The sequence below is a fragment of the Streptomyces sp. NPDC088747 genome, from assembly GCF_044751025.1.
Classification (GTDB): Bacteria; Actinomycetota; Actinomycetes; order Streptomycetales; family Streptomycetaceae; genus Streptomyces.
In genome coordinates, this window is the sequence record NZ_JBIVKZ010000011.1 from 191,472 (window position 1) to 205,249 (window position 13,778).

A 13,778-nucleotide genomic window follows, 5' to 3' on the forward strand; every position below is an offset into this window, starting at 1 on the left:
CGAGAACACCGTACGCCCCGGAGTGCGGACCGCCAGGGCGGCCGGGTCACAATAAGTGCGACATCGGAGAGGCGGGGCGCTCGTGCAGTGGATCTTGGTGATACCGCTCAAACCCCTGGCGCGCGCCAAGAGCAGGCTTGCGGACACCGCCGACGACGGACTGCGCCCGGGGCTCGCGCTCGCCTTCGCGCAGGACACCGTGGCCGCCGCGCTGGCCTGCGCCACGGTCGGTGATGTGGCGGTAGTCACGGACGACGCCGTCGCCGGGCGGGAACTGGCCGCGCTGGGCGCCCGGATCATCACGGGCGAGCCGGCGGGCGGCCTGAACGTCGCACTGGCGTACGGCGGCTCCGCCGTACGCTCCCGAACTCCCGAAAGCGCCGTCGCCGCCCTGAACGCCGATCTGCCCGCGTTGCGCCCGCCGGAATTGGCCCGGGTACTCGAAGCCGCCGCGGAATTCCCGCGCGCTTTTCTCCCCGATGCGGCAGCAATCGGCACCACGCTGCTGACCGCGGCCCCGGGCCGGGAATTGCTCCCGGCTTTCGGCCCCGATTCCCGCGTGCGCCACCGGGCCTCGGGCGCTGCGGAACTCCGTCTCCACGGCGTGGATTCCGTACGTCAGGACGTGGACACCGGCGAGGACCTGCGAGCCGCGCTGGCACTGGGCGTGGGCCCCCGCACCGCCGCCCTCGCCGCGCGGCTGCTCATCCCCGGCCAGCCAGGCGGCTGAGGGCGGCCCGGCGGCTGAAGGGGGTCCGGCGGCCGAGGGGCAAGGCCCGCTCCTGGATAGGCTTCCGCCATGCAGGCGACCGCGTACACGTACGACCCCGAGACCCGCAGCGGCCAGGTGCTGCTCGACGACGGCACCCCGGTGCCCTTCGACGGCCCGGCGTTCGACGCCGGCGGACTGCGACTGCTGCGCCCCGGCCAGCGGGTGCGCGTGGAGACCGAGGGGGACGGCGAGGCGCGCCGGATCACGCTGATCACCCTGCAGACGTTCTAGGCGCCGCGGACAGAACGCGGACAGAACGCAGAACGACCGACCGCCTGCGGGCCCCGGACACGCCGCGGGCCGGGCTCCCGGTGGGAGCCCGGCCCGGCGCGTTAGTTGCCTCTGCGCCCTTGCTACGAGCGGGCGGTGGCCTTCTTGGCGGTGGTCTTGCGAGCCGTCGACTTCTTGGCGGGGGCCTTCTTGGCGGTCGCCTTCTTCGCCGGGGCCTTCTTGGCGGTGGCCTTCTTGGCCGTGGTCTTCTTCGCCGCGACCTTCTTGGCGGTCGCCGTGGTCTTCTTGGCGGTCGCCTTCTTGGCCGTGGTCTTCTTGGCCGTGGCGGTCGTCTGCTTGGCGACCGTCTTCCGCGCGGGGGCGGTGGTCTTCTTGACCGTCGCCCGCTTGGCGGTGGTGGCCTTCTTGGCCGCGGCCTTCTTCACCGTGGCCGAAGCGCCGCCGGAGAGGCTGCCCTTCGGGGCCTTCTTGACCGCGACGTCGTTCTTCGGGAGCTTCTTCGAGCCGCTCACCAGGTCCTTGAAGCCCTGGCCCGCGCGGAAGCGCGGCACGGAGGTCTTCTTGACCCGGACGCGCTCACCCGTCTGCGGGTTGCGGGCGTAACGAGCCGGACGGTCGACCTTCTCGAAGGAACCGAAGCCGGTGACCGAGACCCGGTCACCGCCGACAACCGCGCGGACGACGGCGTCCAGTACGGCGTCGACCGCGTCGGCGGCCTGCTGACGCCCGCCGACCTTGTCGGCAATCGCTTCTACGAGCTGCGCCTTGTTCACGTCTTCCCCTTCGGAGACATTGCCCGAACGAATGCGTTCAAGCTTTTTCGCACGTTAGGCAGATATATACCGCAAATCAAACACGAAACGGGCGAATCACCCTTGTGCCGCAACGAACTCGGACTGTCGTGGAGTAACTCAGCGTTCCTCTTCGAGGAATCGACCCCCGTCGAGGTCGTCGGTGAACCGCTCCAGACGCCTTGTCGCATCGGCGAGATCGTGCTTGGCCACGGCCGTAATGACCAGCAGCTTCCGGGTCAGCGCCATCCGTACGCCCTCCGGGACTTGCAGTGCGCGCACTCTTGTGTGCGCTTCCTTGAGTTGGGCCGCGACTGCCACATAGAGCTCGAGTTGGCCGTCGTGTTCCATGCACAGATTGTGCCATCTGGGGCGAGTTGTCGCCTGCGCAGGGGGCAACTGCCGCCCCCACAGGGGTTCCCGGACCCCTCGGCGGCACCCCGCACCATAGGTCGGCTACCCCCTCAACGACCTTTGTAACTACGGGAGTTGGGGGTTCTTTCCAACGCATCCGAAGGCTGTTCGAAGGTGGACACAGCTGTACCCCCAACCGTCCACGATTGGGGGTACAGAGGGGTGTTGCGGTGGCTGAAATCAGACCTGGAGCGTCTTCGGCTTGTGCGAGGGCCGCTTGGCCTCGTACGCCGAGATGTCGCCCTCGTTCTGCAGGGTGATGGAGATGTCGTCCAGGCCGTTCAGCAGCCGCCAGCGGGCGTTCTCGTCCAGCTCGAAGGAGGCGGTGATGCCTTCGGCGCGCACCTCGCGGGCCTCCAGGTCGACCGTCACCTCGGCCTGCGGGTCGTTCTCCGTGAGCTCCTGGAGCGCGTTCACGATCTTCTGCTCCAGAACCACTGTGAGCAGGCCGTTCTTGAGCGAGTTACCGCGGAAGATGTCGGCGAAACGCGAGGAGATGACGGCCTTGAAGCCGTAGTTCTGGAGCGCCCAGACCGCGTGCTCGCGCGAGGAACCGGTGCCGAAGTCGGGACCGGCGACCAGGACCGTGGCCCCTGCCCGCTCGGGCTGGTTGAGGACGAAGGACGAGTCCTTGCGCCAGGCCTCGAAGAGCCCGTCCTCAAATCCGTCCCTGGTCACCTTCTTGAGCCAGTGAGCAGGGATGATCTGGTCGGTGTCGACGTTGCTGCGGCGCAGCGGGACGGCCCGGCCGGTGTGTGTGGTGAATGCTTCCATGGCTTATCGGACTCCAGCGGGCGTACGGGCGTCGGACAGGTCGGCCGGGGAGGCCAGGTGGCCCAGCACGGCGGTGGCGGCGGCGACCTGCGGCGAGACCAGGTGCGTACGGCCGCCCTTGCCCTGCCTGCCCTCGAAGTTGCGGTTGGAGGTGGACGCGGAGCGCTCGCCGGGGGCCAGCTGGTCCGGGTTCATGCCCAGACACATCGAGCAGCCCGCGTGCCGCCATTCGGCGCCGGCCTCCTTGAAGACGACGTCCAGGCCCTCGGAAACGGCCTGGAGACCGACCCGGGCGGAGCCGGGGACCACCAGCATCCTTACGCCGTCGGCGACTTTGCGGCCCTCGACGATCGAGGCGGCCGCACGCAGGTCCTCGATACGGCCGTTGGTGCAGGAACCTACGAAGACGGTGTCGACCTTGATGTCACGCAGCGGCTCTCCGGCGGTCAACCCCATGTATTCCAGGGCCTTTTCGGCGGCCAGGCGCTCCGAAGCGTCTTCGTACGAAGCGGGATCGGGGACGTCCGCCGAAAGCGGCGCGCCCTGGCCGGGGTTGGTTCCCCAGGTGACGAACGGCGCGAGGGAGGCGGCGTCGATGACGACCTCCTCGTCGAATTCGGCGTCCTCGTCCGACTTCAGGGTCTTCCAGTACGCGACGGCGGCGTCCCACTCCTCGCCCTCGGGCGCGTGGGCGCGGCCCTTGAGATAGGCGAAGGTGGTCTCGTCGGGGGCGATCATGCCCGCGCGGGCGCCGGCCTCGATCGACATGTTGCAGATGGTCATGCGGGCTTCCATCGAGAGCTTCTCGATGGCGGAGCCGCGGTATTCCAGGATGTAGCCCTGGCCGCCACCCGTGCCGATCTTCGTGATGATCGCCAGGATCAGGTCCTTGGCCGTGACGTCGGCGGGCAGTTCGCCGTCGATGGTGATGGCCATGGTCTTGGGCCGGGCCAGCGGCAGCGTCTGGGTGGCCAGCACGTGCTCGACCTGCGAGGTGCCGATGCCGAAGGCCAGCGCGCCGAAGGCGCCGTGCGTGGAGGTGTGCGAGTCGCCGCAGACCACGGTGGTGCCCGGCTGGGTCAGGCCCAGCTGCGGTCCCACGACGTGGACGACGCCCTGCTCGACGTCACCGAGCGAGTGCAGGCGTACGCCGAACTCGGCGGCGTTCTTCCGCAGCGTCTCCAGCTGGACCCGGGAGACCGGGTCGGCGATGGGCTTGTCGATGTCGAGGGTCGGGGTGTTGTGATCCTCGGTGGCGATGGTGAGGTCGAGGCGGCGCACCGGGCGGCCGGCCTGACGGAGGCCGTCGAAGGCCTGCGGGCTGGTCACCTCGTGCAGCAGGTGCAGATCGATGAAGAGGAGGTCGGGCTCGCCCTCGGCGCGCCGGACGACATGGTCGTCCCAGACCTTCTCCGCGAGTGTCCTACCCATCGCTTTCCCTCCGGCCGGCCTGTGTGGCGCCGGCCCAACTAGAGATTTCCGGGGCGGCGACGTTCGTACCCCTCGTACCGGACGTCTGCCGCCGGGCCCGTTGGTCCGCGGGCCGCATGCCTACAAGGGTGGCGCGTTCCACGGGAAATTGAACTTGCGTTTCACAGAGTGAGACGCGAGTATCGTTTCATGGACAACAGTAGCGGCGTCGGCGTTCTGGACAAGGCAGCCCTTGTCCTGAGCGCTCTGGAGTCCGGTCCGGCCACCCTCGCGGGACTGGTCGCGGCGACCGGACTGGCTCGACCCACGGCACATCGCCTCGCCGTGGCACTTGAACACCACCGCATGGTGGCGCGTGACATGCAGGGCCGCTTCATTCTCGGCCCCCGCCTCGCCGAGCTGGCCGCGGCCGCCGGCGAGGACCGTCTCCTCGCGACGGCGGGCCCGGTGCTCACGCACCTGCGGGACCTCACCGGGGAGAGCGCGCAGCTCTACCGCCGCCAGGGCGACATGCGCATCTGCGTGGCCGCGGCCGAGCGCCTGTCGGGCCTCAGGGACACCGTCCCGGTCGGCTCCACCCTCACCATGAAGGCGGGTTCCTCGGCTCAGATCCTGATGGCCTGGGAGGAGCCGGAGCGCCTGCACCGGGGCCTTCAGGGCGCCCGCTTCACCGCCACGGCGCTGTCGGGAGTACGACGCCGGGGCTGGGCCCAGTCGATCGGTGAGCGCGAGCCGGGCGTCGCGTCCGTCTCCGCGCCGGTGCGCGGCCCCTCGAACCGCGTGGTCGCCGCCGTCTCCGTCTCCGGGCCGATCGAGCGTCTGACGCGGCACCCCGGCCGGATGCACGCCCAGGCGGTCATCGACGCCGCCGGCCGCCTCTCCGAAGCCCTGCGCCGCACCGGCTGACCATCATCCCGGGAGGGGGCCGGCCTCAACGCCGCGGCAGGCCCTCCCCACCCGACGGCTGCCGAACTCTCCGCCGCGTGGGCGGAGTTGACCCCGAGAACGCCGACGGCCCCCCACCGAAGTGGGGGGCCGTCGAATTGTGTACCCCCGACCGGATTCGAACCGGCGCTACTGCCGTGAGAGGGCAGCGTGCTAGGCCGCTACACAACGGGGGCGAGGACCACGAGTGATCCAGCTGGGCTACCAGGACTCGAACCTAGAACAACGGAACCAGAAACCGTCGTGTTGCCAATTACACCATAGCCCAATGGGGGTCCAGTCCAGACCGTCCACGTACCCCCGACCGGATTCGAACCGGCGCTACTGCCGTGAGAGGGCAGCGTGCTAGGCCGCTACACAACGGGGGCCCTAGCGATCCTGCATGAGAGGCAGCGGGTGCGACCCGGACTGCCTTCCTGAGAAGGATCTGTACCCCCGACCGGATTCGAACCGGCGCTACTGCCGTGAGAGGGCAGCGTGCTAGGCCGCTACACAACGGGGGCCTTGCAGAGTTGGTCTCTGCGGTTGCAGATAAGCTCTGCGAGCTGGCCTACCAGGACTCGAACCTAGACTAACGGAACCAGAAACCGTCGTGCTGCCAATTACACCATAGGCCACTGAAACACAACCCCCTGCGGGGTTCCGTTTTAGCTAGCGCCTCGGGTTTTCTGACCTTTCGGCCCGTTCTCCGGCGGCGCAGGAAGAACATTACCTGAAGGTGGACGGCGCTCCAAAACGGGTATCAGCGCCGAGGATCACGGGGAGTTCGGCCAGCGAGGCGATCCGGTGCGGGCCCCTGGGACCGCTCTCGGGCGCGGGGTGAGCGCCGGTACGGTCGATCCAGATGGAGAACATCCCCGCCTCGGCGGCGCCGCGCCCGTCGATCTCCGGGTGGTCGCCGACGTAGGCGACCTGGTGCGGAGGCAGGCCGAGGGCGTCGCAGGCCGCGTGGAAGGCCGCCACCGCGGGCTTGGAGACCCCCAGTTCGGCCGCGCACAGGACGGCCTCGAAGCGGTCGCGCAGCCCCAGGACGCGGAGCTTGCGGTCCTGGTTGGGGAGGCTGGAGTTGGAGAGGACCGCGTGCCGATGACTGGCGGCGAGCGCGTCCAGGGCCGGCACGGTGTCCGGGAAGAGAGCCCAGGCGGCCTCGAAGTGCCCGGCGTAGCGCTCGAACCAGCCCTCGGCCTCGGTATCGCTCAGCGGCCGGTCCAGGAACGCCCGGACCCGGTCCCGCCGCTGGCCCTGCCAGTCCGACTCCCCCGCCGCGAACCTCGCCCAGTGCACGTCGGTGATCTCCCGCCAGCGCACGAGTGCCTGGTCGAGGGAACCGTACGCGTCGAGCAGTCCCTCGGCCGCCAGGTGCCCGCGCATCCCGGCCCGGTCGGCGCCCGTGTAGTCGAAGAGGGTGTCGTCGATGTCCCAGACCAGGGCCCTGATGCTCATGGTCCGACGGTATCCGCGGGTGCGGCGCGTGTCCGCCGCTCACCGTACGAAGGGGGCGACGCCCGGGGATATCGGGCGCCGCCCCCTTCGTAGGAGCGCGTGTGACGGTGGTTACAGCTTCGCCAGTGCCGCGTCGACGCGGGCCAGCGTCCGCTCCTTGCCCAGGATCTCCAGGGACTCGAAGAGCGGCAGGCCGACGGTGCGGCCGGTGACGGCGACGCGGACAGGGGCCTGGGCCTTGCCGAGCTTGAGGCCGTGCTCCTCGCCGGCGGCCAGGACGGCTTCCTTGAGGGACTCCGCCGAGGACCAGTCGGCCGCGTCCAGCTTCTCGCGGGCCGTGCGGAGCAGCGCGTCGCTGCCCTCCTTCATGACCTTCGTCCAGGACGCCTCGTCGAAGACCGGCTCCGCGAGGAAGAGGAAGTCGACGTTGTCCGTGATCTCGGAGAGGACCTTGAGGCGGGTCTGCGCGTGCGGCGCGATCGCCTGCCACTTCGCCTCGTCGAAGTCCTCCGGCGCCCAGGGGGCGAAGGGGGCCTTCAGCCAGGGGGCGCAGCGCTCGGTGAACTCCTTCACGTCGAGCAGACGGATGTGGTCGGCGTTGATCGCCTCGGCCTTCTTGAGGTCGAAGCGGGCCGGGTTGGGGTTGACGTCCGTGACGTCGAAGGCGGCGACCATCTCCTCGACGGAGAAGATGTCGCGGTCCGCCGACAGCGACCAGCCAAGGAGGGAAAGGTAGTTGAGCAGTCCCTCGGGGAGGAAGCCGCGCTCCCGGTAAAGGTTGAGGGAGGACTCCGGGTCACGCTTGGAGAGCTTCTTGTTGCCCTCGCCCATGACGTACGGGAGGTGGCCGAAGGCCGGGGTCTCCTTGGCGATGCCCAGCTCGGTCAGCGCCTTGTAGAGGGCGATCTGGCGTGGGGTGGAGGAGAGCAGGTCCTCGCCGCGCAGGATGTGGGTGATCTCCATCAGCGCGTCGTCGACCGGGTTGACGAGCGTGTAGAGGGGCGCGCCGTTGGCTCGTACGATCCCGTAGTCGGGGACGTTCTCCGCGAGGTAGGTGATCTCGCCGCGGACCAGGTCCGTGAAAGTGATCGTCTCGTCGGGCATGCGGAAGCGGACGATGGGCTTGCGGCCCTCCGCCTCGTAGGCCGCGGCCTGCTCGGCGGTGAGGTCGCGGCAGTGGCCGTCGTAGCCGGACGGCTTGCCGGCGGCGCGGGCGGCGTCGCGGCGGGCGTCCAGCTCCTCCGTCGAGCAGTAGCAGTGGTACGCGCGGCCCGCGTCCAGGAGCTTCTGGGCGACGTCCTGGTAGATGTCCATCCGCTGCGACTGGCGGTAGGGCGCGTGCGGGCCGCCGATCTCGGGGCCCTCGTCCCAGTCGAAGCCCAGCCAGCGCATCGAGTCGAGCAGCTGGTCGTACGACTCCTCGGAGTCGCGGGCCGCGTCGGTGTCCTCGATGCGGAAGACCAGGGTGCCTTCGTTGTGCCGGGCGAACGCCCAGTTGAAGAGGGCGGTGCGGACCAGGCCCACGTGGGGGTTGCCGGTCGGGGAGGGACAGAAACGTACGCGGACGTTCGCGTTAGCCACGCTTGATCACCCTGTTGGTGAGAGTGCCGATGCCTTCGATGGTGACGGCGACCTCGTCGCCGACGTTCAGGGGGCCGACTCCGGCCGGGGTGCCCGTGAGGATCACGTCCCCAGGGAGCAGTGTCATGGCCTCGGTGATGTTGACGATCAGATCCTCGACGGAGTGGATCATCTCGCTGGTGCGGCCTAGCTGACGCTGCTGTCCGTTGACCGTGCACTGGATGGTGATGCCCTCGGCGATGGCCGCGGGGTCGATGTCCGTCTCCACCCAGGGCCCGAGCGGGCAGGCACCGTCGAAGCCCTTGGCGCGGGCCCACTGCTTCTCACGCTTCTGGACGTCGCGCGCGGTGATGTCGTTGGCGCAGGTGTAACCGAGGATGACGTCCTTGACGCGCTCGCGCGGGACCTCGCGGCACATGCGGCCGATGACCACGGCCAGCTCGGCCTCGTGGTGCACCTCGTTCGAGAAGGTGGGGTACTGGATGTCGTCGCCGGGGCCGATCACGGAGGTCGACGGCTTGAAGAAGGCGAAGGGGGCGTCGGGCACCTCGTTGCCGAGTTCCCGCGCGTGCTCGGCGTAGTTGCGGCCGAAGGCCACGACCTTGTTGGGGAGCACCGGGGGCAGCAGCCGCACCTTGTTCAGCGGGACCTTCGTGCCGGAGAGCTCGAAGTCCGTGAACGGGATGCCCTTGATGATGTCGAGGACGAGTTCGTCCGGCTTGTCGCCCTCGACCGCGCCGAAAGCGACGTTGCCGTCGATGGAGAACCTGGCGATGCGCACGGGATCGTTGCGCCCCTCACTGAGCTGGCTGGAGTCTGACGCTCCAGGCTAACGCGGGAAGGGGCGGGCACCTCGCGTATTCCGGCGGGGGCGCTACTCCGCCACAGCGGCGGCGGCCGGCGCTTCCATGAGGATGGTGCGGCGGGGGTTGGCCGTCTGGGCCGGGAGGTCGAGCGAGTGCTCCGGCTGCTCCGGGGCGCGCAGCTCGTCGGCGTCCTCCAGGTGGGCCAGCGTGGTGCGTCGCGGGTTGGCAATGTTGCGGAACATCATCGTGGTCTTCACTGTTGTACTCGACCTTGTCGTCATGGGCGCCGGTGGGCTCAAAGGCCCCCGCACAGGCGCGGCTTGTCGGATTTGCCATCCCTGTAAAGCGTCAGGCTAAACATGCAATTCCCGGGGGAAGCCGTGAAGACGCCATGATCGTGGTGTGAGTTTCCTCACTTACTAGTAGGCAAACCGGTCAATTCAGGCCGACGGCCTGACGCGACGAAACCGACATTGCTCCACTGAAGCCGACATTCCGCTCCTGATCATGGCGACTGGGACACCCCCAGCACCCCAACACCTCGTAGGCATACGCCCGTTATGTACGAGATCACTTTCTACGTCTCGTGACGCAGCCCTCACAAGCTGTCACGGAGGTCACAGCCTGGTACTCGGCCCTTGTTGGAGATCCGGCACTGTGCTGGAATTCCACGAACCGCCGCGGGATCCGACCGGCGCGCTGGGGGCGCTACGAAGCGCCGAGTGGCGGCGGGGCAGGGGGACCCAGCGCCGGATACTCAAGACCACCAGGGGGCGCGTCTGCGCCCCTGAACGACGCCGACACCGTCCCGCCGTTTGCGCGGAGGGGCGCCTGGTCCAGAGGTTGCGACGCTAGTGCAGGGACGTTTCAAGAGGGATGGCAGCGCTCCGGCGGAGCCGGAGCCGCATGGCGGGACTGGCCCCACCAAAGGCAGCTCCTCGCCCCAGCACGCCCAGAACCCGGGACCGGCACAGGTCGGCGGCAGCGGTGAAGGTTCCGCGCGCCCCGGTGTGACGGCTCCCCCGAAACCGGCGGCCAAGAAGCCGAAGGGCCCTGCCGGCCCCGGCTCACGAATAGCCTTGCGCAACTGGCGCATCTCCACGCGTCTGGTGTCGCTGCTCGCACTCCCCGTGGTCGCCGCGACCTCGCTCGGTGCGCTGCGCATCAACCAGTCGATGGACGACATCCAGCAGCTCGACAACATGAAGCTGCTGACCGACATCACCAAGCAGGCGACCGAGCTCGCGGCCGCGCTCCAGAAGGAGCGCGACACGACGGCCGGTCCCCTCGTGCACGGCGCCACCGCCACCTCCCCCGCCATCAAGTCGGTCCGGGACGCGACGGACATCTCGAAGAAGAACTTCCTCGAGGGCGTCCAGGAGATCGACGACTCCAGCACGGACGGCCAGCTCACCGGCGTCCGCGACAGCCTCGTCGGCCTCACCCGCGAGCTGCAGAAGCTCAACAGCATCCGCGGCGACGCCTACGACGAGCCCAACAACTCCACGCAGACGGTCGAGGCCTACCACCGGGTCATCACCCAGCTCCTGGGTCTCTCGCAGGACATGGCCGAGGCGACCAGCGCCCCGGAGATGATCCAGCGGACCCGTGCGCTGGCGGCCTTCTCCTCCGCGAAGGAGTACGCCTCCGTCCAGCGAGCGGTCATCGCCGCCGCGCTGCCCGAGAGCAACACGACCTTCGGCTCGCTGTCCGAGAACGACCGGCAGTACGCGCTCTCGGCGCAGCAGAGCCAGGAGTCCGACCTCAGCAGCTTCGAGAGCATCTACGGCGAGGGCTCCGCGGAGCTCCTCAAGCCCATCGAGAGCGGCAACCCGACCATCGAGGCGGCCGACGACTACGCCAAGCGCGTGCTCGCCAGCCGTGGTGGTCTCGCCCAGCGTGACAAGCGCTCGTATCTGGACTGGGTCGACGACGACTCCACCAAGATCGGGCAGATGACGAACATCGAGACCACGCTGCTCGGCGAGATGGAGCAGAAGGCCCGTGAGCTGCGCAACGAGGCCGAGAGCGAAGCGATCATCTCGGGTGCGCTGATCCTGCTCGTCCTCGGTGTCTCGCTCGTCGGCGCCTTCGTGGTGGCCCGCTCCATGATCCGCTCGCTGCGCCGGCTCCAGGACACCGCGACCAAGGTCGCCCAGGAACGCCTGCCCGAGCTGGTCAAGCAGCTCTCGGAGTCCGACCCGCAGGACGTCGACACCTCCGTCGAGTCGGTCGGTGTGCACTCCCGGGACGAGATCGGCCAGGTCGCCGCGGCATTCGACGACGTGCACCGCGAGGCCGTACGACTCGCCGCCGAGCAGGCCCTCCTGCGAGGCAACGTCAACGCGATGTTCACCAACCTCTCGCGCCGCTCCCAGGGCCTCATCCAGCGTCAGCTCTCGCTCATCTCCGAACTGGAGTCCCGCGAGGCCGACCCGGACCAGCTCTCCTCGCTCTTCAAGCTCGACCACCTCGCGACCCGCATGCGCCGTAACGGTGAGAACCTCCTCGTTCTCGCCGGTGAGGAGCCCGGCCGACGCTGGACCCGCCCGGTCCCGCTGGTCGACGTGCTCCGCGCCGCCGCCTCCGAGGTGGAGCAGTACGAGCGCATCGAGCTGGCCTCCGTGCCGACCACCGAAGTGGCCGGCCGCGTGGTCAACGACCTCGTGCACCTGCTCGCCGAGCTGCTGGAGAACGCCACGTCGTTCTCCTCCCCGCAGACCAAGGTCAAGGTCACCGGTCACGCGCTGCCCGACGGCCGCGTGCTGATCGAGATCCACGACACCGGTATCGGCCTCTCCCCCGAGGACCTCGCGGCGATCAACGAGCGGCTCGCCTCGCCGCCCACCGTGGACGTCTCGGTGTCGCGCCGAATGGGTCTGTTCGTGGTCGGCCGGCTGTCCCAGCGTCACGGCATCCGCATCCAGCTCCGCCCGTCCGACTCCGGTGGCACGACGGCCCTCGTCATGCTCCCCGTCGATGTCGCCCAGGGTGGCAAGAAGGTTCCGAACAAGCCTGGTCAGGGCGCCGGTCCCGCGGCCTCGCAGGCCTCCGCCGGTGTCGCCGCGGCCCGCCGCGGCAACGGCCAGCCGGGCGGTCCCGCCCTCGGTGGCGGGGGCAACCCCGGCCGGGTCGGTGCTCCGCCGCAGCGCGGGCAGGTCGGCGCGGGCCAGGGTCCGCGTGCCGCACTGCCGGGCAGCCAGGGCGGTTTCCCCGGTGCGCCGGGCGGCTCGCGTGGACCCCAGGGTCCGGGCAACCCGCCGCAGAACAGGCCGGCTCCGGCCGGTGCCGGTGCCTTCGGGCAGGGCTCGCCGAGTGCCACGCAGGGCCTCCAGACCACGGGAACCGGCGCGCAGGGCTTCGGCGACGCGTCCGGCAACCGGCAGAGCGGTTTCGGCGACGGACCCGGGACGCGGCAGAACGCCCCCGCGGCCACTCCCCCGCAGCCGCCCACCGGCAAGGGCAGCCGTCGCAGGCCGCAGCTTCCGGGCCGGGGCGGCGCTCGCGCCGAACTCCCCGGCGGCAACGGGCAGTCGAGGCCGAGCTGGAGCGACGACAACGCCCAGCCGCCGGTGCCGCGCGCCTCCCTCGACACCCCCCGGGGTCACGAGGAGACCGACTCCACCTCGCGCATGCCGCGGATCGACGACCGGCAGGGCCCGGCCGCCACCTCGGAGTTCCCGCGGATCGACGACCGTCAGGACGCCGCCGCCACCTCCGAGTTCGCCCGCCCCGACTACGACGCCCCGAACCCCGGTGCGGTCCCGTCGCAGTACTCGGGCCAGGGCAACGGGCAGTACCCGGGCCACAACCCCGGTCAGAACACCGGTCAGTTCGTCCGCCCGGATGTCTTCGGCACCTCGGGCGCGGCCCCCAACGGCCAGAACCCGTCCACCACGGGCCAGTTCGCCAACCCGGGTTACGGCGCCTCGCAGGACCCCTCGTCCACCGGCCAGTTCGCGACGCCCGGGTACGGCAACGGCCAGAACCCGTCGTCCACCGGCCAGTTCGAGCGGCCGCAGACACCGCAGCGGCCGCCGGCTCCTCCGCAGCGGCCCGCGCACGCCCCGGAGCCCGAGGCCCTGCCGCCGGCGGGACCCGGTGACGGACGTACGCCGCTGTACGACACGCTGGAGACCAACTGGTTCCACGGTCAGCAGGCGGCAGCGGCAGCGGCGGCAGCCGCCGCGCAGAACCAGAGCAACGGCTCGCAGGGTTCCCCCCAGACCCCGCAGCCGCAGGCGGCGCCCGCGGTTCCGCCGCGGCCCGCCGCCGCGCCGGCCGCCCAGGCGTCCTGGCGCACCTCGCCGAACGACGACCTCGTCCGGCAGGCAGAACGCGTCCGTCAGCCATCGGCGGGCGGGGTCACCACCTCAGGCCTGCCGCGCCGCGTACCGCGAGCCAACCTCGTCGCGGGTACGGCGCAGCAGCAGACGCACCAAACCGGTCCGCAGGTCTCCCGTGCGCCTGATGACGTACGCGGCCGGCTGACCAATCTCCGTCGGGGCATTCAGCAGGGTCGCCAGGCCGGTACAGGCCAGACCGGCAGCTTCCCCAGCCCCACTCACCAGCAGGAGCACTAGTTGAGTC

The 13,778-nt window shown here is 69.8% G+C and carries 12 protein-coding genes and 5 tRNA genes; 4 read left to right on the top strand and 13 right to left on the bottom strand.

Going from position 1 to position 13,778, the window contains the following annotated elements:
* Positions 1 to 82 precede the first annotated feature (82 nt).
* Positions 83 to 730, top strand: a complete 648-nt coding sequence (gene cofC, locus ACIP79_RS25460; protein ID WP_401226900.1) for a 2-phospho-L-lactate guanylyltransferase — start codon at positions 83 to 85, stop codon at positions 728 to 730.
* Between the two features lie 69 nt (positions 731 to 799).
* A complete protein-coding gene (locus ACIP79_RS25465) occupies positions 800 to 1,003 on the top strand; it encodes a hypothetical protein (protein ID WP_383684240.1) in 204 nt (67 codons plus the stop codon).
* A gap of 122 nt (positions 1,004 to 1,125) precedes the next feature.
* Here the strand turns inward: ACIP79_RS25465 and ACIP79_RS25470 are convergent, their stop codons facing one another.
* From ACIP79_RS25470 to leuC, 4 genes are all read right to left on the bottom strand, one after another.
* Positions 1,126 to 1,776, bottom strand: a complete 651-nt coding sequence (locus ACIP79_RS25470) for an HU family DNA-binding protein (protein WP_401226902.1) — start codon at positions 1,774 to 1,776, stop codon at positions 1,126 to 1,128.
* A 138-nt stretch (positions 1,777 to 1,914) separates the two neighbouring features.
* Complete coding sequence (locus tag ACIP79_RS25475) at positions 1,915 to 2,145, bottom strand: hypothetical protein (RefSeq protein WP_383684243.1); 231 nt, start codon at positions 2,143 to 2,145, stop codon at positions 1,915 to 1,917.
* 243 nt (positions 2,146 to 2,388) lie between these two features.
* Positions 2,389 to 2,982 (bottom strand): 3-isopropylmalate dehydratase small subunit, encoded by a 594-nt coding sequence (leuD, locus tag ACIP79_RS25480; RefSeq protein ID WP_401226904.1) that lies wholly within the window; start codon positions 2,980 to 2,982, stop codon positions 2,389 to 2,391.
* Between the two features lie 3 nt (positions 2,983 to 2,985).
* Positions 2,986 to 4,413 (bottom strand): 3-isopropylmalate dehydratase large subunit, encoded by a 1,428-nt coding sequence (gene leuC, locus ACIP79_RS25485; RefSeq protein WP_383684247.1) that lies wholly within the window; start codon positions 4,411 to 4,413, stop codon positions 2,986 to 2,988.
* 189 nt (positions 4,414 to 4,602) lie between these two features.
* On the opposite strand from leuC, the gene ndgR reads away from it, so the two are divergent.
* Positions 4,603 to 5,319 carry an IclR family transcriptional regulator NdgR gene (gene ndgR / locus ACIP79_RS25490; RefSeq protein WP_006383662.1) on the top strand — a complete coding sequence of 239 codons (717 nt, stop codon included), beginning with the start codon at positions 4,603 to 4,605 and terminating at the stop codon, positions 5,317 to 5,319.
* Positions 5,320 to 5,461: 142 nt separating this feature from the next.
* On the opposite strand, the gene ACIP79_RS25495 is transcribed toward ndgR, so the two are convergent.
* The 9 genes from ACIP79_RS25495 to ACIP79_RS25535 form a co-directional block, all read right to left on the bottom strand.
* Positions 5,462 to 5,534 (bottom strand) — tRNA-Glu (locus ACIP79_RS25495).
* A gap of 20 nt (positions 5,535 to 5,554) precedes the next feature.
* Positions 5,555 to 5,626, bottom strand: a tRNA-Gln gene (locus tag ACIP79_RS25500).
* Positions 5,627 to 5,653: 27 nt separating this feature from the next.
* Positions 5,654 to 5,726: transfer RNA gene (locus ACIP79_RS25505), tRNA-Glu, on the bottom strand.
* Between the two features lie 62 nt (positions 5,727 to 5,788).
* A tRNA-Glu gene (locus tag ACIP79_RS25510) sits at positions 5,789 to 5,861 on the bottom strand.
* Between the two features lie 42 nt (positions 5,862 to 5,903).
* Positions 5,904 to 5,975 (bottom strand) — tRNA-Gln (locus ACIP79_RS25515).
* A gap of 91 nt (positions 5,976 to 6,066) precedes the next feature.
* Positions 6,067 to 6,801 (bottom strand): HAD family hydrolase, encoded by a 735-nt coding sequence (locus tag ACIP79_RS25520; RefSeq protein WP_401226906.1) that lies wholly within the window; start codon positions 6,799 to 6,801, stop codon positions 6,067 to 6,069.
* A 111-nt stretch (positions 6,802 to 6,912) separates the two neighbouring features.
* Positions 6,913 to 8,382, bottom strand: coding sequence for a glutamate--tRNA ligase (gene gltX / locus ACIP79_RS25525; RefSeq protein ID WP_401226907.1), 1,470 nt, complete (start codon positions 8,380 to 8,382; stop codon positions 6,913 to 6,915).
* Positions 8,375 to 9,163 (bottom strand): fumarylacetoacetate hydrolase family protein, encoded by a 789-nt coding sequence (locus tag ACIP79_RS25530; protein ID WP_401226908.1) that lies wholly within the window; start codon positions 9,161 to 9,163, stop codon positions 8,375 to 8,377. Before ACIP79_RS25530 ends, gltX begins: the two co-directional genes overlap by 8 nt.
* Before the next feature lie 93 nt (positions 9,164 to 9,256).
* Positions 9,257 to 9,445, bottom strand: a complete 189-nt coding sequence (locus tag ACIP79_RS25535) for a hypothetical protein (RefSeq protein ID WP_401226909.1) — start codon at positions 9,443 to 9,445, stop codon at positions 9,257 to 9,259.
* Positions 9,446 to 10,042: 597 nt separating this feature from the next.
* On the opposite strand from ACIP79_RS25535, the gene ACIP79_RS25540 reads away from it, so the two are divergent.
* A complete protein-coding gene (locus ACIP79_RS25540; protein ID WP_401226910.1) occupies positions 10,043 to 13,771 on the top strand; it encodes a nitrate- and nitrite sensing domain-containing protein in 3,729 nt (1,242 codons plus the stop codon).
* The last annotated feature ends 7 nt before the right edge of the window (positions 13,772 to 13,778 follow it).